The organism is Campylobacter sp. RM5063 (genome assembly GCF_024723655.1).
Taxonomy (GTDB): domain Bacteria; phylum Campylobacterota; class Campylobacteria; order Campylobacterales; family Campylobacteraceae; genus Campylobacter_D; species Campylobacter_D lari_D.
The window spans coordinates 35984-57531 of record NZ_JANQDA010000006.1 but is presented as its reverse complement, the minus strand read 5'-3'; the positions used below and the strand labels follow the sequence as shown (position 1 = coordinate 57531).

The 21548-nt window shown below is 29.4% G+C and carries 27 protein-coding genes and 1 tRNA gene; 17 read left to right on the top strand and 11 right to left on the bottom strand.

All coding sequences use genetic code 11. The features are described from left to right. Positions 1-18: 18 nt before the first annotated feature. Both CAMP5063_RS03460 and queC read right to left on the bottom strand, forming a co-directional pair. A complete protein-coding gene (locus CAMP5063_RS03460) occupies positions 19-591 on the bottom strand; it encodes a YceI family protein (protein ID WP_337194827.1) in 573 nt (190 codons plus the stop codon). A 62-nt stretch (positions 592-653) separates the two neighbouring features. Further along, entirely contained in the window at positions 654-1319 is a 666-nt protein-coding gene (gene queC / locus CAMP5063_RS03455; protein ID WP_263659687.1) for a 7-cyano-7-deazaguanine synthase QueC, read from the bottom strand. A gap of 53 nt (positions 1320-1372) precedes the next feature. Between queC and ybeY the strand changes: the two genes are divergently transcribed. Then, positions 1373-1783, top strand: a complete 411-nt coding sequence (ybeY, locus tag CAMP5063_RS03450) for an rRNA maturation RNase YbeY (RefSeq protein WP_220566256.1) — start codon at positions 1373-1375, stop codon at positions 1781-1783. Positions 1784-2026: 243 nt separating this feature from the next. Here the strand turns inward: ybeY and CAMP5063_RS03445 are convergent, their stop codons facing one another. After that, the gene (locus CAMP5063_RS03445) at positions 2027-2437 is read right to left on the bottom strand and encodes a PepSY-like domain-containing protein (protein WP_133318918.1); all 411 of its coding nucleotides are present in this window, start codon (positions 2435-2437) and stop codon (positions 2027-2029) included. Between the two features lie 113 nt (positions 2438-2550). Here CAMP5063_RS03445 and CAMP5063_RS03440 point away from each other — a divergent pair, with 113 nt between their 5' ends. Both CAMP5063_RS03440 and CAMP5063_RS03435 read left to right on the top strand, forming a co-directional pair. Then, the gene (locus tag CAMP5063_RS03440; protein WP_133318917.1) at positions 2551-3081 is read left to right on the top strand and encodes a rhomboid family intramembrane serine protease; all 531 of its coding nucleotides are present in this window, start codon (positions 2551-2553) and stop codon (positions 3079-3081) included. Further along, positions 3078-3569, top strand: coding sequence for a SixA phosphatase family protein (locus tag CAMP5063_RS03435; RefSeq protein ID WP_133318916.1), 492 nt, complete (start codon positions 3078-3080; stop codon positions 3567-3569). The genes CAMP5063_RS03440 and CAMP5063_RS03435 overlap by 4 nt, the downstream gene beginning before the upstream one ends. Before the next feature lie 421 nt (positions 3570-3990). Here CAMP5063_RS03435 and CAMP5063_RS03430 read toward each other — a convergent pair whose 3' ends face one another. Beyond that, positions 3991-4191, bottom strand: coding sequence for a molybdenum cofactor biosynthesis protein (locus CAMP5063_RS03430; protein ID WP_133318915.1), 201 nt, complete (start codon positions 4189-4191; stop codon positions 3991-3993). 93 nt (positions 4192-4284) lie between these two features. Between CAMP5063_RS03430 and CAMP5063_RS03425 the strand changes: the two genes are divergently transcribed. Both CAMP5063_RS03425 and CAMP5063_RS03420 read left to right on the top strand, forming a co-directional pair. After that, entirely contained in the window at positions 4285-4968 is a 684-nt protein-coding gene (locus CAMP5063_RS03425) for an aspartate/glutamate racemase family protein (RefSeq protein ID WP_263728707.1), read from the top strand. Beyond that, entirely contained in the window at positions 4968-6035 is a 1068-nt protein-coding gene (locus CAMP5063_RS03420) for a tyrosine-type recombinase/integrase (RefSeq protein WP_337194826.1), read from the top strand. The genes CAMP5063_RS03425 and CAMP5063_RS03420 overlap by 1 nt, the downstream gene beginning before the upstream one ends. Before the next feature lie 34 nt (positions 6036-6069). Here the strand turns inward: CAMP5063_RS03420 and CAMP5063_RS03415 are convergent, their stop codons facing one another. Then, positions 6070-6927, bottom strand: a complete 858-nt coding sequence (locus CAMP5063_RS03415; RefSeq protein ID WP_337194825.1) for a DMT family transporter — start codon at positions 6925-6927, stop codon at positions 6070-6072. 84 nt (positions 6928-7011) lie between these two features. Here CAMP5063_RS03415 and murA point away from each other — a divergent pair, with 84 nt between their 5' ends. Then, positions 7012-8268: a UDP-N-acetylglucosamine 1-carboxyvinyltransferase gene (gene murA / locus CAMP5063_RS03410; RefSeq protein ID WP_263680987.1), complete on the top strand. Its 1257-nt coding sequence runs from the start codon at positions 7012-7014 to the stop codon at positions 8266-8268. Then, on the top strand, positions 8265-9425 hold the full coding sequence (locus CAMP5063_RS03405; RefSeq protein ID WP_337194824.1) for a molybdopterin molybdotransferase MoeA: 1161 nt from the start codon (positions 8265-8267) through the stop codon (positions 9423-9425). Before murA ends, CAMP5063_RS03405 begins: the two co-directional genes overlap by 4 nt. A 30-nt stretch (positions 9426-9455) precedes the next feature. Here the strand turns inward: CAMP5063_RS03405 and CAMP5063_RS03400 are convergent, their stop codons facing one another. After that, positions 9456-9752 (bottom strand): invasion antigen C, encoded by a 297-nt coding sequence (locus CAMP5063_RS03400; protein WP_039668370.1) that lies wholly within the window; start codon positions 9750-9752, stop codon positions 9456-9458. Between the two features lie 108 nt (positions 9753-9860). On the opposite strand from CAMP5063_RS03400, the gene CAMP5063_RS03395 reads away from it, so the two are divergent. The 9 genes from CAMP5063_RS03395 to CAMP5063_RS03355 all read left to right on the top strand — a co-directional run bounded on the left by CAMP5063_RS03395 (position 9861) and on the right by CAMP5063_RS03355 (position 16977). Continuing rightward, a tRNA-Gly gene (locus CAMP5063_RS03395) sits at positions 9861-9935 on the top strand. 72 nt (positions 9936-10007) lie between these two features. Next, positions 10008-10676 (top strand): flagellar basal body P-ring formation chaperone FlgA, encoded by a 669-nt coding sequence (gene flgA, locus CAMP5063_RS03390; protein WP_133318910.1) that lies wholly within the window; start codon positions 10008-10010, stop codon positions 10674-10676. Further along, on the top strand, positions 10673-11251 hold the full coding sequence (locus CAMP5063_RS03385) for a UbiX family flavin prenyltransferase (protein ID WP_258107349.1): 579 nt from the start codon (positions 10673-10675) through the stop codon (positions 11249-11251). Before flgA ends, CAMP5063_RS03385 begins: the two co-directional genes overlap by 4 nt. Beyond that, the gene (gene coaD / locus CAMP5063_RS03380) at positions 11251-11730 is read left to right on the top strand and encodes a pantetheine-phosphate adenylyltransferase (protein ID WP_133318979.1); all 480 of its coding nucleotides are present in this window, start codon (positions 11251-11253) and stop codon (positions 11728-11730) included. Before CAMP5063_RS03385 ends, coaD begins: the two co-directional genes overlap by 1 nt. Continuing rightward, a complete protein-coding gene (gene tmk, locus CAMP5063_RS03375) occupies positions 11721-12305 on the top strand; it encodes a dTMP kinase (protein WP_264284217.1) in 585 nt (194 codons plus the stop codon). Before coaD ends, tmk begins: the two co-directional genes overlap by 10 nt. Further along, on the top strand, positions 12298-13524 hold the full coding sequence (hisS, locus tag CAMP5063_RS03370) for a histidine--tRNA ligase (protein WP_337194823.1): 1227 nt from the start codon (positions 12298-12300) through the stop codon (positions 13522-13524). The genes tmk and hisS overlap by 8 nt, the downstream gene beginning before the upstream one ends. Continuing rightward, positions 13521-15350 carry a biosynthetic arginine decarboxylase gene (gene speA / locus CAMP5063_RS03365; RefSeq protein ID WP_263660334.1) on the top strand — a complete coding sequence of 610 codons (1830 nt, stop codon included), beginning with the start codon at positions 13521-13523 and terminating at the stop codon, positions 15348-15350. The genes hisS and speA overlap by 4 nt, the downstream gene beginning before the upstream one ends. Next, entirely contained in the window at positions 15347-15949 is a 603-nt protein-coding gene (gene cysE / locus CAMP5063_RS03360; RefSeq protein ID WP_337194822.1) for a serine O-acetyltransferase, read from the top strand. The genes speA and cysE overlap by 4 nt, the downstream gene beginning before the upstream one ends. Then, positions 15946-16977, top strand: a complete 1032-nt coding sequence (locus CAMP5063_RS03355) for a UDP-N-acetylglucosamine--N-acetylmuramyl-(pentapeptide) pyrophosphoryl-undecaprenol N-acetylglucosamine transferase (protein WP_263680982.1) — start codon at positions 15946-15948, stop codon at positions 16975-16977. The genes cysE and CAMP5063_RS03355 overlap by 4 nt, the downstream gene beginning before the upstream one ends. On the opposite strand, the gene CAMP5063_RS03350 is transcribed toward CAMP5063_RS03355, so the two are convergent. From CAMP5063_RS03350 to CAMP5063_RS03330, 5 genes are read right to left on the bottom strand one after another with little or no spacing between them, the layout of a single operon-like run. Beyond that, positions 16970-17587 carry a YggS family pyridoxal phosphate-dependent enzyme gene (locus CAMP5063_RS03350; protein ID WP_337194821.1) on the bottom strand — a complete coding sequence of 206 codons (618 nt, stop codon included), beginning with the start codon at positions 17585-17587 and terminating at the stop codon, positions 16970-16972. The two genes, CAMP5063_RS03355 and CAMP5063_RS03350, sit on opposite strands and share 8 nt — an antisense overlap. A gap of 6 nt (positions 17588-17593) precedes the next feature. After that, the gene (locus tag CAMP5063_RS03345) at positions 17594-18841 is read right to left on the bottom strand and encodes an RNA polymerase factor sigma-54 (RefSeq protein ID WP_133318902.1); all 1248 of its coding nucleotides are present in this window, start codon (positions 18839-18841) and stop codon (positions 17594-17596) included. Next, positions 18841-19566 carry an LPS export ABC transporter ATP-binding protein gene (gene lptB / locus CAMP5063_RS03340; RefSeq protein ID WP_039618272.1) on the bottom strand — a complete coding sequence of 242 codons (726 nt, stop codon included), beginning with the start codon at positions 19564-19566 and terminating at the stop codon, positions 18841-18843. Before lptB ends, CAMP5063_RS03345 begins: the two co-directional genes overlap by 1 nt. Then, positions 19559-19966, bottom strand: coding sequence for a tRNA (adenosine(37)-N6)-threonylcarbamoyltransferase complex ATPase subunit type 1 TsaE (gene tsaE / locus CAMP5063_RS03335; protein WP_220566375.1), 408 nt, complete (start codon positions 19964-19966; stop codon positions 19559-19561). The genes lptB and tsaE overlap by 8 nt, the downstream gene beginning before the upstream one ends. After that, a complete protein-coding gene (locus CAMP5063_RS03330; RefSeq protein WP_039618276.1) occupies positions 19963-20211 on the bottom strand; it encodes an RNA-binding S4 domain-containing protein in 249 nt (82 codons plus the stop codon). The genes tsaE and CAMP5063_RS03330 overlap by 4 nt, the downstream gene beginning before the upstream one ends. Before the next feature lie 115 nt (positions 20212-20326). On the opposite strand from CAMP5063_RS03330, the gene CAMP5063_RS03325 reads away from it, so the two are divergent. Continuing rightward, positions 20327-21547 carry an argininosuccinate synthase gene (locus CAMP5063_RS03325; RefSeq protein ID WP_263665722.1) on the top strand — a complete coding sequence of 407 codons (1221 nt, stop codon included), beginning with the start codon at positions 20327-20329 and terminating at the stop codon, positions 21545-21547. The last annotated feature ends 1 nt before the right edge of the window (position 21548 follow it).

Here is a 21548-nt window from a genome sequence, read left to right as displayed (position 1 = left end):
TAAAATGCTTTTATAATATTATTTTTCGTTGATTTCTGCTTCGATGCTAATTTGTACTTCATCGCTAAGTGTTAAACTAGAAGTATCAGGAGCAAATTTGAAATCACTTCTTTTAATTTGTCCTTGTAGAGTAAAACCTGCTTTTTCTTTGCCACTATCTGTTTTAATAACACCGCCAATTTCAGTATCTAAAACAACATCTTTGCTTACTCCAGCAATACTTAATGAGCCATACATTTTACCTTTTTCATTAGAGATTTTTTCATATTTACTCATAGTAAAAGTAATGTTTGGATGAGTTTTTGCTTTAAAAAAATCATCTTGTTGTAAATGCGTATCTCTTGCTTTATTTTCTGTGTTTATAGAAGCAACTTTTATATTTGCTTGAAGTTTGTTAAATTCAAATTTAGCACTATCAAAATCAATTACTGCATCATAATCTTTAAAATTTCCATTTACATTGCTAATTTGTAAATGTTTGATTTTAAAAGCTACATTTGTGTGTGCTTTATCTAAGCTAAATTCTTTACTCAAAGCACTACTTGCCAAAATCGAAGCAGCTAAAAATGAACCAAATAATATTTTTTTCATGTTTTCTCCTTAATGTTTAAAAAAGCAAATTATACAAACTAAAATAAAATGAAAGTAAATTTTCAAACATATTCTATAAAATCTTTTACATTAGCCTCTTTAAAGCCTTTTAGTCTTAATAAACAACTATCACATTTACCACAAGCTTTATCTTCTCTTTCATAGCAAGACCAAGTATATTCTAAGGCTACCTTTTCTTTTAGGGCTAATTCAACTATTTGTCCTTTACTTAGATGAACTAATGGGGTTTTTATTTGTACTTTGCAAGTTTTTGTTGTACCTTCATTGATAAATTCATTAGCTTTTTGTATAAATTTCGCACTACAATCAGGATAACCACTGCTATCTTCTTGTACCACTCCTATAAAAATACTTTCACAATTTTCCTTTTCAGCTATAGCACCTGCGATAGATAAAAAAATACCATTTCTAAAAGGAACATAGGTGTTTGGGACTTCTTTTTCATGTAGTTTTTCTTTGGGAATTTCTAAATTTAAATCTGTTAGTGAGTTTCCTCCAATATTTGCTATAAATGACACATCTAAAATATATTTTGTTTTTATGTTAAGTTTTTCACAAATTTTATTAAAACATTCCCTTTCTTTAAGCATGGTGCGTTGGTTATAGTCAAAATGTAAAGCAATGATCTCATATCCTTCTTTTTTAGCTAAATATGCACATAAAGTACTATCCATACCACCACTTATAATACAAAGAGCTTTTTTCATGCTTTTCCTTAATTTTGATATAATTTTGAAATTATAAAATCAAAAGGATAATAATGATTTTTTGTGAAGAAGAAATGGATATTTCTTTTCTTGAAAAAATAGCACAGAAAATGAGCGATCAAAATATAGAGCTTGTTTTGGTAGATGAAAGAGTTATGCGTGAGATTAATTTTAGTCAAAGAGGTATAGATAAAACTACAGATGTGTTATCTTTTCCTTTGATACAAAATTGTGAAAATTTACTTGGCAGTATTGTGATAAATTTAGATGAAGTAAGTAAAAAAGCAATGGAGTATAAACACAGTAATGAAGAAGAGATGGCATTACTTTTTATACATGCTATGCTTCATTTACAAGGATATGATCATGAGGTAGATCAAGGACAAATGAGACAAAAAGAACAAGAATGGATTGAATATTTTAAGCTACCAAAAAGCCTGATAGTAAGAGTGCAAGAGGAGTAAATATTTAAAAAATTTTAGCTTAGGAAAAATTTGATATTTGTTTATCTAATTTGACAAAGAGTAGTACTAATTATGATTTTGTCCAAACAAAATAAAAGCAATATTTAAGGTGAGAAAATCAATACGGAGCCTATGATAAAGCTCCTTATTCTACCGGAGCAATTGAAATTTTTATAAGTTTTGATAAGGGTTAAAGCCTTTTAGAAGAAAATTTAAAACTTGCTTACTTGATCTTAAACAATTTTAATCGTCAAATTTTTGTCTTAAAATAGTCCCATTATCATCAATATAAAGTTTCATTTGATTATTAAGTTCTATTTTGTAATATGAAATTTTTCTTTCTATTTCAATAATCGCTGCATTTGGATAGGTATTTTTAATGGTATTTTGTATTGCTAAAGGCAAAATAGCATAATTTAAAGATCTGAAATTTTCAGCTTCTTTAAATTCTCCATTGAGTGAAAACTCAATTTCACTTCCATCACTTAAATAAATTTCGTAAGAATATCCATCTTGTTCTACTAGACCAATCTCTGCATTAAAGTAATCTTTAATAAATTGTTTGATATTTACCGGCAAAGAATCAGGTGCTATGACTATACCAGCATTAAGAGTATTTAAACTAATCAAAAAAGCTAAAGCTAGTTTTTTCATTTTTAACCTTATTATATTTTTGACGATATTGTATCTTATTAATGTGAATTTTATGTGTAAGCTAGAATTTAAATAGCTTTTTGTTATAATTATCAAAAATACAAAGTAGGGCAATGGTAGCTTCATTTTTAATCGCTTTTAATGTTATTGTATTTATTTTTGTAAATTATCTTTATTTTGGTTCTTTAAATTTAGATACTATTTTGGGTTTAAATTTATTTTTTTTTCAAGGATTTTATTGGCAAATTTTAAGCTCAATATTTATGCATGGAAATTGGCCTCATTTGATTTTAAATATGATAGTGCTTTTTCAATTTGGTTCTATGCTTGAAAAATACTTAAAAAGTTTTAAATTTGCTCTGCTTTATTTAATCGGTGGAATTCTTTGCTCTTTGCTTAGTGCTTTTTATGTGTATTTAAGTTTTGATGGCAGTTTTGTAAATGTAGTGGGTGCAAGTGGTGCTATATGTGTTTTAATGGGGTATTATGCATATTTGGATAAAACCGCCACCAAAGGACTTATCGTGGCTATATTATTAATGAGTTTTGTGCCTATTTTTATGGGTGTTAATATAGCTTGGTATGCACATATTTTTGGCTTTATATGTGGATATGCTTTGGGTAAATTTAAGGTTATAAGATGAAATATATCTATTTTATTCGTCATGCTAAAGCTCAAAAAGAAAATTACGATCAAGATTTACAACGAGAACTTAGTTCTAGTGGAAAAGATGATTTAAAAACTATGATTTATAGGATTAAGGATTTAGAATTTAAAGCCCAAAGCATTATCTCAAGTCCTGCTAAGCGTTGTATAAAAACAGCACAAAAACTCTGTAAAAGCTTTTCTTTAAAAGAAAAAGATATCAAGATAGAAAAAAGCTTTTATGATGGTAATTTAAAGGATGTGTTAAATTTTATAAAAGAATCAAAAGAGAGTAGGGTAGTGCTAATTATGCACAATCCTTTATTGCAAGAACTTTGTGAGTATCTAGCTCATATAGATTTAGAAAACTTTCCAACTTCTGCTATTTTATGTATGCAATTTGATATAAAAGAATTTAAAGATATAAAAGAACACAGCGGGGAAGTTGTGTTTTTTGATTATCCTAAAAGTCAAGAAAATAACTAATCTACATTTTTAAACTTCAAATTTATTTAAGCAAAAATATAAACTAAAATTTAGTTGAAATGAAAAATATACATCTTTAGTCTTTTATAGCTGCATAAAATAACTTATAATATTTTTCAAAAAATTATACTTATTTTTTTATGGATAAATTATTTTCATCCAAAAAATAAAATGCTTTAAAATACTATATTATAGGTATTTTTAATATATTTTACTTATGTATAAACAGATAAATATAAAAGTTTGAAAATTATAGTTTTCAATACAAAATATATATAATTTCAATATTTTACTATTTATCATATAATTTTACATATATATTAAGTTTAAGTTAAAATATTTTTATAGACTAAAAAAGTTAAAATGATGAGTAAAAAAAAGAAATTAATACAAAAGTTTAACTTGTGTGGAGTTTTTGATTTTATTTGGATTTTTGAATTAATCTTGAAAGTTGTTTTGCTAAAAGTTTAGCACTATTTTCATTTTTGCTAAGTTTTTTCATATTTTCTCTAAATTCGTAAAGTCTTTTTTCTTGTGCAAAGTCATTATTTAAAGTATTATCTTGTTTTGAAATATTGTTTTGTTTTACTTGCTTTTGCGCGGTTTTTTTCTTAAAAAACATATCATCACCCTATTTTGTTTTTATAATTATAGCTTGATATTTTTTAAGTAAGATTTTTTTATAATTTTTATATTAATTTTAAAAGGAAAAAAATTGAAAACCATAGGTTTAATAGGCGGAATGAGTTATGAAAGCACACTTAGCTATTATGAAATAATCAATAAATTAACAAATGAAAAATTAGGAAAATTACATAGTGCTAAGATAGTTTTAACTAGTGTTGATTTTGAAGAAATAGAAGAATGCCAACGAAAGAATGATTGGCAAAAAGCAAGTGAAATTTTAACCCAACATGCCCTACTTTTGCAAAAAAGTGGAGTTGATTTTATATTAATTTGCACTAATACTATGCATAAATGTTATGAAAATATACAAAAAAACATTCAAATTCCTATCTTACATATAGCTAAAGCTATGCTTTTAGAACTTCAAGAGCAAAATATCGATAAAGTATTGTTATTGGGGACAAAATACACTATGCAAGAAGATTTTTATAAACAACTTTTAATTGATTCAAAGATTGAAGTTTTTATTCCCAAAAATGATGATATTTTAAAGCTTAATGACATTATTTTTAATGAACTTTGCAAAGGTATTATAAATGAAAAATCAAAAAGATATTTATGTGATTTGATTGCTCAATTTCCGGAGATTCAAGGAGTGATTTTGGGTTGTACTGAACTTGGTTTGATTATAAAAGAAAGCTCTAAAAAGCTATTTGATAGTGCTTATATCCATGCAAAAATGGCTACTTTGAAAGCTTTGGAGAATGAGTGATGAAATATCCTCTAGATTGTGAAGAAAATTTTGAAAAGTCATTTTTATTTTGGCTTTGTAGATATGTGAAATTTAAACTAAATTCTTTATCAAATAAAGAATTAAAAGACCCCCAAGCCTTGGCTGTAGTAAATTTAGCCTTAAGTAAGGGTGTTAAAAATATACAAGAGCTTGATGCTTATGTAAAAAAAGCAAGAAATGCAGGACTTAGCGGTGTAAATACATATTTTAATCCTTTGAAAAAACTTTATGAGTATTTGTTATTTTATAAGCTTTATTCGCTAAAACAAATCGATGAAGAGCTTTTAGTAGAAATTTTAGCAAGTATTAGTGCTTCTTTGTCTGATGCGAGTAAAAAAAATTATCGCATAGCTGTGATTAATTTTTTTGCATTTTTAGATAAACAAAATGAAGAAGATCAAAAGGCGCACATTTTTGATATTAATCTTAAAAATTGGGCAGGTGTAAGTGGCTCTAAAGGAGTTAAGCTACCTGAGTATATGAGTGAAGATGAAGTGAGTAAATTTTTAGATGCTATTGATAATACAGATTTTAAAAGTAATACCATACGCAATCGCTTGATTATTAAAATCATCATTTTTACAGGAATTAGGGTTAGTGAAGCTATTAATATAAAATTAAAAGATATTAGTGAAGAAAATGATCTTTATATTATACGCATTAGAGCTAAAGGTAATAAATACCGCGTTGTGATGATTAAAAAAGAGCTTATAGAATATCTTTTAAAAGATGTAAGGGTAAATTATCTTTCTTATGATGGACTTTTATTTGTCAATCGCAATGGCAAAGCCCTAACCCAAGCTTATGTTTCGCGTATAGTAGAACAAATTTTATTTAAAGCAGGAATTCGCAAGCAAAAAAATGGAGCCCATATGTTAAGACATACTTTTGCTACCCTACTTTATAAAAAACAAAAAGATTTAGTTTTAGTCCAAGAAGCACTAGGGCATGCGAGTTTAAATACTTCAAGAATTTATACGCACTTTGATAATGAAAAGCTAAAATTAGCTGCAGAGGTAGCCAAAAAACTTCACGATAGAACTTAGATAGTTTTATCTAGTATTTTTTAATCACTTATTCTTAGTGTTTTTTGGCATTTAAAAACACACTAAGAATGATTAAGGCAAAAGCAAAAAGATCAATCACACTATAAATAGTTCCTAAAAATAAAAAACTCATAAAAGCAGCAGCCACAGGTTCTATACAAGCTATCATACTAGCTTTAAAAGCTCCTATTAATTCAACTCCTTTTAAATATAAACAAAAAGCCCCTATTGTGCCTATAAATACAATCGCGCTCATAGCCAAAAATGAATTTAAAGAAAAATCATGTTTTGGGATATTTCCTTGTAATAATACAAAAAGCAAAAAAGAAGCAAATAAACTAGCTAAACCCATGATTAAAAATAAGCCATATTTTGCTATGATAAGCCTAGCACTCAAAGAATAAAATGCCACTCCAAGAGCTCCAAAAAAAGCCCAAATAACACCTCTTATATCAAGTTTTAATGTATTAATATCTCCATTTGTTATAAGTAAAAATAAAGCAAAAAGTATTAAAAACAAAGCGATTAGTTCTACTTTTTTAGGTAAAATTTTATTTTTAAAACACATAAAAAGCATTATGATTAATGGTGCGTTGTATTGTATCATCGTAGCAGTTCCTGCATCGGTATAATAAATAGCTTTAAAATAACCATATTGAGTTATCAATAAACCAAAGATAGAAAAAATCAAAAGAGAGCTAAGTTCTTGTTTTTGCTTTAGCAATTTTAATTTGAAATTTTTTGCACCCAAAATTATTAAAATAACACTAGTAAAAAGCAAACGATAAAAACTTACCCATTCAGCAGAATAATGATTTTTAAACAAATACTCAGCCAAAACCCCACTTATGGCCCAAAATATCCCACCAAGTATGACTAGAAAAACTCCCAAAAAACACCTTTAATCTTATTAATTTATATAATATTTGTAGTAAAATATTATTATATCATTATGTATATATTTTAAGGAAAATTGATGACTTATTTAGAGATTGATGGTGTTGAAAAGTTAAATGGAGAAGTGATAATAAGTGGTGCAAAAAACGCTGCACTCCCTTTGATAGCTTCAAGTATTTTAGCTAAAAATGAAGTGCAAATTTCAAATTTACCAAATGTAGCAGATATTTGCACCCTACTTTCTTTACTTGAAAATTTAGGGGCAAATTATACTTTTAAAGACAATTTTGCAAAAATAAATACAAAACACTTAAATAAAACCATAGCAAAATACGACATCGTGCGTAAAATGCGTGCCTCTATACTTACCTTAGGGCCTTTACTAGCTAGATTTGGAAATTGTGAGGTTTCTTTACCAGGAGGTTGTGCTATAGGCCAACGCCCTATTGATTTACACCTTTTAGCTTTAGAAAAAATGGGAGCTAATATTGAGATTAAGCAAGGTTATGTGGTAGCTAGTGGAGAGCTTAGAGGCGCTGATGTGATGTTTGATAAAATCACTGTTACAGGCAGTGAAAATATCATCATGGCAGCAGCTCTAGCTCATGGTAAAACTAGACTTTTAAATGTTGCTAAAGAGCCTGAAGTGGTGCAACTTTGTGAGGTTTTAGCTAGGGCTGGGCTTGATATACAAGGCATAGGATCTTCTGAGCTTGAAATTTATGGTACAAGTGGAGAACTTTTAGAATTTAAACCTTTTGAAATCATTCCTGATCGTATTGAAGCAGGAACTTATTTGTGTGCAGGAGCTATCACTAACTCAAAAATCACTCTAAAAAAAGTCAATGCAAGCCATCTTAGTGCAGTTTTAGCAAAGCTAGAGCAAATGGGTTTTAGCTTTGATATTAATGAAGATAGTATTAGTATAAATCCTGCTAAAGAAATCAAACCAGTTGAAATTTTAACTAGCGAATATCCAGGTTTTCCAACGGATATGCAAGCACAATTTATGGCTTTAGCTTTAAAAGCAAATGGTGCAAGTATTATTGATGAGAGATTATTTGAAAATCGTTTTATGCATGTAAGTGAGCTTTTAAGAATGGGAGCTGATATAAGATTAAACGGGCATATTGCTACTATAAATGGTACTAAAGAGCTTTTGGGGGCTGATGTTATGGCTACTGATTTGCGTGCGTCTTCTGCTTTGATTTTAGCGGCTTTAGCAGCTAAAGGCACAAGCAAAATTCATAGAATTTATCATCTTGATAGAGGATATGAAAATTTAGAAGAAAAATTTAAAAAACTAGGCGCAAGCATAAGAAGGCTTGAAGAATGAGAGATATTTTTGCAACTTTAGATTTTTTAAAAGAACAAATCAAAGCAAAAAATGAATTTCAAAGAGTAAATTTGACACAAGCTTTGGGGTGTATTTTATATGAAGATGTTTTTGTGAAAAAAAACCTACCCGCTTTTGATAATTCTGCCCTAGATGGCTATGCGCTAAATTATACACATAAGAATGAATTGCTAAAAATAAAAGGAAGTATTTTAGCAGGCGATAAAAATGATTATATTATAGAAAAAAATGAATGCTATAAAATCATGACAGGAGCTAAAATTCCTCAAAATGCAAATACCATTTTAATGTTTGAAGAAGCTTTGCTTGAAGATGAAAAGCTCAATGCTAAAAACGCTAAAGAAAACAATGCCATCCGTTTTAAAGGCGAGGAAGCAAAGCTTGGAGAGCTTTTGTTTAAAAAGGGGCAAAAAATCACCTCAGGTATGGTAGCTATGCTTGCTGCTCAAGGAATTTATGAGCTAAAAGTAGTTAAGAAAATGCGTATTGGGATTTTTTCAAGTGGAGATGAGCTTGTAGAACCTTGGGAAAATGCTGATGAATACAGCATATATAATGCAAATGCTTTTGGTATTTATGCTATTTTGCAAGATTATGCTGATGTTGAGTATTTAGGACTTATAAAAGATGATTTAAATGCATATAAAAAGCTTTTAGAAAATAAAGAATTTGATATGCTTATAAGCAGTGGTGGAGCTAGCGTGGGTGAGGCTGATTTTATCAAACAAGCTTTACTTGAGTGTGATTTTAGCTCTATTTTTGAAAAAGTAAATGCTAAACTTTGCAAGCATGTAAAACTTTTTAGCAAAAGCGATATGCTTTTTCTAGCCCTACCAGGAAATCCTTTAGCCTCTTTAGTTTCAACGCATATTTTTGCAAAAAATATACTCAATTTGCTTTATGGTAAAGATTTTTTGGAATTTGATAAAGCAAGATTGACTAAAGATTTAAATTTCAAAGGTCAAAGAAATGATTTTGCTTTTGGAAAATTAGTCGATGGATATTTTAAACCAAGTGAAGCTAAATTTGGCTCAGGTATGCTAAAACCTTTATGTGAAAACACGCATATTTTAATCACGCAAATTGATGATACAAAATTAGTAAAAGATCAAGAAGTTAAAGTTTTAAAAATTTAATAGGGTATTGCACTACCCTATTTTGAATGATTAACTTCTTGCTTTATCTAAAGTTTTAAAAAGATTGTTTAAGATATTTTCTTCATTTTTTTGGTATTTGCTTTGGCGTAATTTCTCCCAAGCATATACGCTATAATCTTTAGAAATCGAACCTATATTTAAATCTGTATTACTAAAAGCATTGTTGCTATCTTTTTTATACTCTTTTTCCTCTTTGTCTTTAAGTGCATTAAGTGTAGCTTGAAATTCATCTGAAGATGTGTTTTTTTCTTTGATTTTTGTCATATTGTTTAGGGCTAGCGGACTATTTTTATCATTTACTTGCATGAGTTGCTCCTTTTAAAATTTAATAACTACAAGCAAAAAACATTCCTTAATTTTAAAAACTTGACAATAAAATAAAGTTTTGATAAAATCATACTCTACTTTCAAAATGCGGGAATAGCTCAGGGGTAGAGCACAACCTTGCCAAGGTTGGGGTCGCGAGTTCGAATCTCGTTTCCCGCTCCACTTCTTTTAACTAAAATCAAACTTTTTTGATGTATTATATAATTAATATATTTTATATAAGAGGTTGCTGTATTGTTTTTTAAACAAATCATTCTAGTTTTATTTTTCTATACTTTAAGTTTTGCTTCGAATTTTGATGAAGTAAAATTAGCTTTGATTAAAGAATTTAAAATAAATTATCCGCAGTTAGAAATCATTTCTTTGGATCTTAACACTCAATCAAGTTTGCCTGCTGATTTTAATCAATATATTTTTTTAAAGTTAGGTAATCATAATTTTGATAGAGCCGATGGCTTTATAAAGGCTGAATTTAAAACTCCAGAGCAGTTTAAAAAAAATATATTTTTTAAGTATTTTTTAAAGGCAAAATTAGAAGTTTTGCAAACTACGCGTCCTATTTCGCGTAATGAAAATTTAAGTCCTGCTAGTTTTAAAATTTTAAAAATTCCTTTTGATAAAGCCCCTCAAGGTGTATTAAAAAAAGATGAAATCACAAATTTAATAGCCAAAAGCAATATAAGAGAAAATATGATTTTAAAATATAATATGTTTAAAACCAAAACCCTTATACAAAGAAATGATTCTGTTTATGGTATTATCAAAGATGGGGATTTAAGCATGATGATAGAATTAAAAGCCTTGCAAAGTGGGAATTTAAACCAAAGAATTCGCCTTAAAAATAAAGATGGAAAAGTCGTGCATGGTAAAGTTATTAGTAAAAATTATGTGGAGCTAAAATGAGAAAAATTTTAGTAGGTATTAGCGGAGCTAGTTCTTGCGAGCTTGGCTTTTTATTGTTAAAACATTTAAAAGAAAAAGGACAAATTTATGCTATTGTGAGTAAAAATGCAAAAATAAGCTTTATAAAAGAAAATTCCCTTTTGCAAAATATAGACTTTTTGCAACACATAAAAGATAAATTTGAGCTTGAACATGTAAATTTTTTAGATAATGAAGACATTAGTCAATGCGTAGCAAGCGGATCTTTTGGCATAGAAACGACTTTTATCACACCTTGCTCGATTAACACTTTAGCAAAAATTGCTTGCGGTATAAATGATACTTTACTTACAAGAGCTGCAGGAGTGGCTTTAAAAGAACGCAAAAAGCTCATACTTGGAGTAAGAGAAATGCCCTATTCTACTTTAAATTTAGAACAAATGGCTAAACTTTCTAGCTATGGAGTTATCATCGCTCCTCCTGTAATGGCAAGTTATGCTAAGATTGATAATTTGGAAAAATTATATGAATTTATCATAGGAAAATGGCTTGATTTAGCAAATATCGAGCATAATTTATACCAAAGGTGGCAGTGATGGCTAGTTGTGTGTATCCAGGAACATTTGATCCTATCACTAATGGACATTTAGATGTTATCATTAGAGCTAGCAAGATGTTTGAAGAGGTGGTAGTTGCTATAGCTAAAAGTGAAAGCAAAAAGCCTATGTTTAGTCTAGAGCATAGAGAAAAAATGGTAAAAATTGCTACAAAAGACTTAAAAAATGTTAAAATTACAACTTTTGATAACTTACTAGTAGATCTTGCTAAAAATTTGCAAATAAATATCATTATAAGAGGCTTAAGAGCGGTAAGTGATTTTGAGTATGAATTACAACTTGGCTATGCAAATCACATGCTTTGGGAAGATTTTGAAACTATATATCTTATGCCAAATTTAAAAAATTCTTTTATTTCAAGCTCCATAGTAAGATCAATTTGTGCCCATAATGGTGATGTGAGCAAGCTTGTGCCAAAAGAAATTATACCTTTATTAAAGGAGAGAGATTGTATATAGCTTTTGAAGGGGTTGATTGTGTGGGTAAAAGCACACAGATAGAACTTTTAAAAAAATATTTTCATAATGCATTTTTTACTAAAGAACCAGGTGGAAGTGAGCTTGGAGTGCATTTAAGAAAAATTTTATTAGAAAGCAAAATACATTTTTCTAAAAAGGCTGAGCTTTTGCTTTTTTTAGCAGATAGAGCAAATTTAATCGACATGCATTTAGCACAAAATAAAAACAAACTTATCATTTCAGATCGTAGTTTTATTTCTAATATGGCTTATGCAAGATGTGATTTTGATCAAAATATTTTATTTGAGTTAAACTCTTTTGCCACAGGTGGGCTTTTTCCGCAAAAGGTTGTGTTTTTGCATGGTTCTAAAGAGCTTATCACACAAAGACTTTCTAAAAAAGATCTAGATAGTATTGAAAAAAGAGGGATTGAGTATTTTTTAAATATACAAAATGCCCTAGAAGAAACTTTAGAGTTTTTAAAAACTAAGATAGATATAAAAATTTTAAAATTAGATGCTTCTTTGAGTATTGAAAATTTACATGAAAAAATTAAGGATTTTATAGATGATTAATGCTTTAAAAGGAATGAAAGATTTACAAGATGATCAAGCTGCTCTTTATGAAAAAGTAGTAAAAACTTGTGAAGAAGTAGCTAAAAACTATGGTTTTACTTTTATTAATTGTCCGCATTTAGAGCTTACCAAGCTTTTTAAAAGAAGCGTTGGGGAAAGCTCTGATATAGTTGGCAAGGAAATGTATGAATTTGTTGATAAAGCAGGCAATGAAGTGTGCTTAAGGCCTGAAGGGACAGCTGGGGTGGTAAGATCATACATAGAAGCTAAAATGGATAAGGCTCAAAGTGTTAAAAGATGGTTTTATCATGGTTCTATGTTTCGCTATGAAAGGCCACAAAAAGGAAGATTGCGTGAATTTCATCAATTTGGTGTAGAAAGCTTTGGTATAGCAAGTGTGTATGAGGATGCGAGTATTATTTTAATGCTAAATGAAATTTTTAAACGCTTAGAAATTCATACAAGCTTGAAAATTAATTCTTTAGGCTGTAAAGAATGTATGGGTGTATATAAAGAAAAACTCATAGCTTTTTTAAATTCTAAAGAAGGTTTTTGTGAAGATTGCTTAAGAAGAAAAGACTTAAATCCTATTAGAGTGCTTGATTGTAAAAATGATCATTGTCAAAGTTTAATCGAAAATGCGCCAAAACTAAGTGAAAATTTATGCTCATGTTGCAAGAAAGATTATGAAAAATTACAAAAACTTTTAAAAGAAAATGATGTTGAATTTGAATGTGATGAAAAATTAGTGCGTGGGCTTGATTATTATTCTAAAAGTGCATTTGAGTTTGTTAGCGATGAAATCGGTGCAAAAGCTGCCGTAGCAGGTGGTGGAAGGTATGATAGATTAATTGAATACTTAGATGGTAAAAGTGGTTATGGCGTGGGTTTTGCTATGGGTATAGAAAGGATTATGGCTATTTTAGAGCAAAAACAAAGCGTAAAATCAAGAGAAGGAATTTATCTTTGTGCTATGGATGAAGCTTATATAGATACTATTTTTAAATTAGCAAATACTTTAAGAAAAAAACATAAAGTATATTTAAGCTATGAAGCAAAAAAACTTGCAAAGCATTTAAACCAAGCAGATAATGCTAATGCTAAAATCTTTTTGTGTATAGGTGAAGATGAAATGCAAAAAGAAGAGATTTTTTATAAAAATTTAGATAGTAAAGAAAATAAAAATATAAAATTAGCAAATTTGGAGAATGAGTTATGATTGATTATGGTATTAATATTTGGGGTGCAAATAATTTTATCATCGAAAATGGCAAAGTATGTGTAAATCATGGTAAAAAACCTGCCATTATAGATATAGTAAATACTTTGCGCGATGATGGTTATAAGGGGCCATTGTTGCTTCGTTTTCCTCATTTAATCCATAAGCAAATTGAGCAAATTTATAATAAATTTGCTAAAGCAAAAAAAGAATTTAACTATAAAGGTTCTTTTAACGCTGTATATCCTTTAAAAGTCAATCAATATCCAGGTTTTGTAAAAAATTTAGTCAATCTAGGCAAAGAATACAACTATGGCTTAGAGGCAGGAAGTAAGGCTGAGCTTTTACTAGCTATGGCTTATAATAATGAAAGTGCTCCTATAACAGTTAATGGTTTTAAAGATAAAGAACTCATAAATATGGGCTTTATAGCGTGTGAAATGGGTCATAATATCACTTTAACTATGGAAGGACTTAATGAGCTTGAAGCGATGATTGAAATTGCTAAAAATCGTTTTAAGCCAAAGCCAAATATAGGTTTAAGGGTGCGTTTGCATTCAGCTGGAGTAGGAATTTGGGCAAAAAGTGGTGGTATAAATTCAAAATTTGGTTTAACATCCACTGAGCTTATTGAAGCGGTAAATCTTTTAAAAGCTAATAAACTTTTAGAGCAATTTACTATGATACATTTTCATTTAGGCTCACAAATTACTGAAATTCATCCTTTGAAAAAAGCTCTAAATGAAGCGGGTAATATCTACACCGAGCTTAGAAAAATGGGGGCAAAAAATTTAAAAGCTATTAATCTTGGTGGAGGTTTAGCGGTAGAATACTCTCAGTTTAAAAACGAAACAAGTAGAAATTACACCTTAAGTGAGTACGCAAACGATGTTGTGTTTATTTTAAAAGGCATTGCAGAACAAAAAAAAGACTTAGAGCCTGACATTTTTATAGAAAGTGGGCGTTTTGTAGCGGCTAATCATGCTGTTTTAGTAGCGCCTGTTTTAGAGCTTTTTTCTCAAGAATACACAGAAAGTAAGCTTTTATTAAAAGATAAAAATCCAAAACTTATTGATGAGCTTTATGATTTGTATAAAAACATTAAAGCTTCTAACGCGCTTGAGTATTTACATGATAGTATTGATCATATGGAGAGTATTTTAACCTTGTTTGATTTGGGTTATGTGGATTTACAAGATCGCTCTAATAGTGAAATTTTAGTGCATTTGATTATGAGAAAAGCTATTTCTTTAGTGGGTGATCAAGCTGATTTATCGAGTTTGCAAAATGAAGTACAAGAAAAATATTTAGTGAATTTTTCAGTATTTCAGTCTTTACCTGATTTTTGGGGTTTAGAGCAAAATTTCCCTATCATGCCACTTGATAGACTTAATAAAAAGCCAACTAGAAGTGCAAGTATATGGGATATAACTTGTGATAGCGATGGGGAAATTTCTTATTCTAAAGATAATCCTTTGTTTTTACATGATATTGATGTAGAAGCTGAAGATTATTTTTTAGGATTTTTCCTAGTGGGAGCTTATCAAGAAGTGCTTGGCATGAAGCATAATCTTTTTACACATCCAACTGAAGCTTGTATAAGTATTAATGAAAAGGGTTTTGAAGTAGAAAGCGTGCTAGAGGCTCAATCTATTTTAGATACCTTAGAAGATCTTGATTATGATGTGCATGCAATTATGGACAATATTAATGAAAAAATTTATGCTTCAAAACTTGTAAATGAAAGTCAAAAAAAACATATTTTGGGTGAAATTTATTTATTTTTAAATGATAATGGATACTTAAAAAGTATAGGTTCTAAATGAGTATTTTTAAACTAATCAAAGAAGATTTTTCTATGCCAAAACAAAAAGATCCTGCATATAGATCTTGGATTGAATTAGTTTTTAACTATCCTGGTGTTTGGGCTGTGGTAAATTATCGTTTTGCGCATTTTTTTTATATCAAAAATTATAAACGCATAGCAAGAATGATTAGTGGAATTTCTCAGTTTTTAACAGGGGTTGATTTGCATCCTGGAGCTACGCTAGGTAGAAGGATATTCATAGATCATGCAATAGGTGTGGTAGTAGGTGAAACAGCTATAATTGGTAATGATGTGATTATCTATCAAGGAGTAACCTTAGGTGGTACAAGTTTAGATAAAAATGCCAAAAGACATCCTACTATAGAAGATGGTGTGATCATAGGCTCTGGGGCTAAAATTTTAGGTAATATTACCATAGGTAAAAATGCAAAAATAGGTTCAAATGCAGTTGTATTAAAAGATGTTGGGGCAAATTTAACAGCTATTGGTATACCTGCTTATATTAAAGAATTTCAAATAAGCCAAAAAGAGAGAATTCAAAAACTAGAGGAAAGAATTAAATTTTTAGAAGAAAAACTAAATAAAGAGGACAAATGATAGCAATTACAGGTGGAGGCACGGGAGGGCATTTGGCTATAGCTAGATGTTTATTGCAAAGCGCAAGAAAACAAGGCATAGAATGTATTTACATAGGAAGTGAAAATGGCCAAGATAGACTTTGGTTTGAAAATGAAAATGGTTTTTATAAAAAATATTTTCTAAGCTCTCAAGGTGTTGTTAATAAAAAAGGCTTAGCTAAAGTTCAATCATTTTTACATATTTTAAAACTTGCAAGAACAACAAAACAAATTTTAAAAGAACATAATATTAAAGTAGTTTTTAGTGTGGGTGGATATAGCAGTGCCCCAGGCGCTTTTGGTGCTTTAATGGCAAATATCCCACTTTTAATCCATGAGCAAAATTCAAAAATAGGAAGTTTAAATTCACTTTTAAAGCCTTTTTCTAAAGCTTTTTTTACTGCTTTTGATGATCAAATTAACAAAGCAAATACTTTCTTTTGTCCTTATCCTATCAGCGAGATTTTTTCTCAAAAAGCAAGAGTGAGAAAAGAATTAAAAAATATTATTTTTCTTGGTGGCTCTCAAGGGGCTAAATTTATTAATGACCTTGCTTTAGAAAATGCTTTATACTTTAAAGAAAAAGGTATAAATATCATTCATCAATGTGGTAAGAATGATTATGAAAGATGTAAAAAAGCTTATGAGGATTTAAATGTCAAAGTAGAGCTTTTTGACTTTGATAAAAACATTATGGATAAAATTTTTAAAGCAGATTTAGCTATATCAAGATCAGGCGCAAGTAGTCTTTTTGAGCTTAGTGTAAATTTACTTCCTTGTATTTTTATTCCTTATCCATATGCGGTTAAAAATCATCAATATTTTAATGCTTTGTATTTAAAAGAGCGTAATTTATGTGAAATTTTAACCCAAGAAGAAAAACATCAATTTTTAAATTTAGTAGAAAATTTCTCATTAGAAGAAAAATCTTTAGCCTTGCAAGGATTAAAAAGCGAAAATGGCGCAGATTTTATGATAGAAAAAGCAAAACAAATGGGGTTTATTTAAATAAAATACTCCCCAAACGCACCATATTTGAACCACATTTTATAGCTAGTTCAAAATCCCCACTCATACCCATGGAGCAAATTTTTGCCCCGTGTTTTTGTAAAATTTCATAGATTTTAAAAGTTTGCTCAAAGCTTTCTTGAACTTTTTCCTCATCCATAGAGCCTATACACATAATGCCTGTAAGGTTTAAATTTTTACACTCTTCTTGTATTTGTAAATATTCTTCTATGGCCTTATTTTGCTCTATACCACTTTTAGAACTTTCATTGGCAGTATTAATTTCTAATAAAGTATCTAATTTATAATCAAGTCTTTTATCTACGGCTTTGGCGATTTTTAAGCCATTGCAAGATTGCCAAAGTAATGGGTTTTGTTTGATTAAAAGATTGATTTTGTTACTTTGAAGATTGCCTATAAAATGCCATTTGATTTCTAAATCTTGAAGTTTTTCTTTTTTTAAAGCTAAAGCTTGGACTTGATTTTCTCCAAACTCTACAACACCTTGCTTAAAAAGATCTCGAATTTGTTCATCTTGAACATACTTGCTAGCTGCTACTAAACGCACATTTTGTTTTATGGTTTTTTCAAAAATACTTTCTAAATTCATCTTTTCCTACATCAATTCATATAATTTTTTACGCTCACTTGAGCTTCCTATACCAAGTTGCATACGATATTTAGTGATAGTCCTACGCCCTAGTTGCACACTTGGGAATTCTTTTTGAGTGAGTTCAAGAATTTTCAAATCACTCAAAGGTTTTTTAGGATTTTCTTTTTTAATTAAATTGCTAAGAAAATCTTTGATTGTAGCATTAGAAGTTTCGCCATCATCAACTGCGGTGGTAAAGAAAGATTTTAAAGGTATTAAACCTCTATCACAACTTAAGTATTTGTTTGCAATTGCTCTTGAAATGGTAGAAGCATTTCTTTCAAGATCTTGTGCTAAATCTTTAAGTTGCATAGGTTTGATGTCCCCACCCATGAAAAAATCATATTGATATTCTATAATCATAAGCCCTAGTTTATAAAGGGTAGCTTTACGCATAGCTAGTGCATCGATTAAATTTTTTGCATCTTTTAAATAAGCACTTAAAAACTCATGATCTAAACCATCTGCTTCAAAAGCAATTTCAGGATAATAATCATCATTAATTTTAATTTTAATTTCACCATTTTCTTGATAAATAAATATATCAGGAATAATTTCCATGCTCTCTTCAAAATACTCCAAAAAAGGTGGAATGGAGATTTTTTTAATTATCGCTATAGCCTTTTTATACAAAGGATCTTTGATAAAATCTTTTGCATTTTCTAAATTTAAAATTAACATTTTGCAAAACTCATAAAGCTCATCATCTAAGTCAAAATGCTCTAATGCAAAAATAAAAGCTTCTTGATTGTCTTTTGCACCTACTCCAATAGGCTCAAGATACTTAAATCTTTGTCTGATTTTTTCTACTTCTAAAGGATCAAATTCACCTAAAATTTCTTCATCATATTCAAAATAACCTTCATGATTTAAGCATTCTATGATTTTTTCAGCAATGGTTTGGGATTTTTTAGTAGGAAAAAATGGTGGTATGATTTGCTCGCTTAAAAGTTCATATACATTTTTTACTTCCAAGCTTTTTGCATCAATCATTTGCGTAGTGGTATTTTTACTAAAATACTCTTGATAATACTTGTTTTGATTGTTTGTAATGCTTGAGTTTTCTTTGATCTCTATAAAAGGATTTTCTTTAGCAAATTCATCTAAACTTTCTTTTAGATCTTCAATATTAGCTTGCAATATAGGAAGCCAAGATCTTAAGGTTTGTGATAGTTTTGCTTTTTGCGTTATAGAGGTTTTTTGTTTAAGCATTATTCAAGTCTAAACTCACTTCCAAGATAATATTTTTTAACATCTTCATTATGCGCAATTTCATTAGCATTACCACTAGCTAGCAACCTTCCGCTTCTAATCACATAAGCTCTATCGCAAATTGCTAAAGTTTCTCTTACATTATGATCAGTGATTAAAACACCTATATTCATAGCTTTTAAATCATTAATCAAGCTTTGAATTTCACTCACTGCGATAGGATCAACCCCAGCAAATGGTTCATCAAGAAGTAAAAATTTAGGATCACACATAAGTGATCTTGCGATTTCGCAACGCCTTCTTTCGCCCCCGCTTAAGCTCATACCTTTTCTGTGTCTAATAGGTTCTATGCTAAGTAATTCTAGCATTTGTTCTATCTTTTGTTCTAATAAATTTTTATCCTTATATATTACTTGGGCGGCTAAAAGTAAATTTTCTTCTACGCTTAAGTCTTTAAAAACACTACTTTCTTGAGGTAAATACCCAATGCCAAGCTTTGCTCTTTTATTAAGTGGTTCTTTTGTGATATCTTGTGAGTCTAAAAACACCTGTCCACTTGTTGGCAAAATAAGTCCACATATCATATAAAAACTCGTAGTTTTTCCTGCTCCATTAGGCCCTAAAAGTCCTACAACTTCTCCACTTTGCACTTCTAGCGAAACATCGTGTATGATTTTAGTTTTTTTAATGATTTTTTCTAAATTTCTAGCTTCTAGCTTACTCATGTATTATATACTTTCTTTTATTTTCATAAGGAATGATTTGTAAAATTATATTAAAAATTTGATATTTATCTAAATATTTTTTTAATTTTTCATCACCCCACTCTACCAAATGCAAACCATCTTCAAAAAAATTTTCAATCAAGCCATTTTTTAAAAGCCCATCAAAACCTTCTTGATAAATATCATAATGATACATTTTACCTTGTTGAAAATCATACTCTTGCATGATAGAAAATGTAGGAGAATTAAGCGTTTTTTCTACTCCAAGAAATTGAGCATAATTTTGCACTAAAGTAGTTTTACCGCTTGCTAAATCCCCTTGAAGTAAAATAACTCCATTTTTAGGTAAAATTTCACAAAGCTTATAAAGCTCATTTTGGCTTAAAATCATTTCTTTCATTGGATTTTTACCACATATTTTTCTTGCATAGCTTTTGGTATGCTTTTGGTTGTTGGTATGTCTAAAACTTTATAGATATTAGTATATTCTATAAATTTAATGCTTATTTCATCGCCAATTTTTACTTCTTTACTAGCTTTAACTACTTGATTATTTATACTTACTACACCACTTTTACACATATCTTCTGAAATAGCACGACGCTTAGTAATATTAACTACATTTAAAAATTTATCTATTCTCATAAAAATATTTTATCAAAAAATACAAGAAAATGTTATAAAATGTCTAAATATTTTACATTATATTAAGCTAAATTCGTTAAATTTTACAATCATTTTTTTACAAAGAGGAAAGACAATGAAAAAAGATATTAAAAAAGTAGTTTTAGCATATTCTGGCGGACTTGATACAAGTATAATTTTAAAATGGCTACAAGATGAGTATAAATGTGAAGTAGTAACTTTCACAGCAGATATTGGACAAGGCGAAGAGCTTGAACCTGCTAGAAAAAAAGCGCTTTCTTTGGGTGTAAAAGAAGAAAATATTTTTATTCAAGATTTAAAAGATGAATTTGTAAAAGATTATGTGTTTCCTATGTTTAGAGCAAATGCTATTTATGAAGGAGAATATTTACTAGGTACAAGTATAGCAAGACCTTTGATAGCAAAAGCTTTAGTAGAAATAGCAAATAAAACTAATGCAGATGCTATTAGTCATGGAGCAACAGGTAAAGGAAATGATCAAGTGCGTTTTGAATTAGGTGCTTTGGCGCTAAATCCAAATTTAGCCATTATTGCTCCTTGGAGAGAATGGGATTTAAATAGCCGTGAAAAACTTTTAGCTTATGCACAAAAACATGGTATTGATATAGCTAAAAAGCCAGGTAAGTCACCTTATTCTATGGATGCAAATTTATTGCATATTTCTTATGAGGGTTTAGTACTTGAAGATCCTGCTGCTAAACCTGAAGCGGATATGTGGCGTTGGGTGAAAGATTTAAAAGAAACTCCAAATGAAAGCGAAGTGATAGAGCTTGAGTTTAGTAAAGGCGATTTATGTGCTATTAATGGAGAAAAAATGTCTCCCGCACAACTTTTGGCAAAACTTAATGAGCTTGGTGCAAAACATGGTATAGGTCGTCTTGATATTGTTGAAAATCGCTATGTGGGTATGAAAAGTAGAGGTTGTTATGAAACTCCGGGTGGAAGCATACTTTTAAAAGCACACCGTGCTATAGAAAGTATCACTCTTGATAGAGAAGCAGCACATTTAAAAGATGAATTAATGCCAAAATATGCAAGTTTAATTTACAATGGCTATTGGTTCTCGCCTGAAAGATTAATGCTTCAAGCCTTAATTGATGAGTCACAAAAATATGTAAATGGTAAAGTTAAACTTGAATTATATAAAGGTAATGTAATGGTAATAGGTAGAGAAAGTGCGAATGATAGCTTATTTAGCGAGGCTTATTGTACTTTTGAAGAAGATGCTGTGTATGATCAAAAAGATGCAGCAGGCTTTATAAGATTAAATGCTTTGAGATTTATCATCGCAGGTAAAAATGGAAGAAAATTTTAAA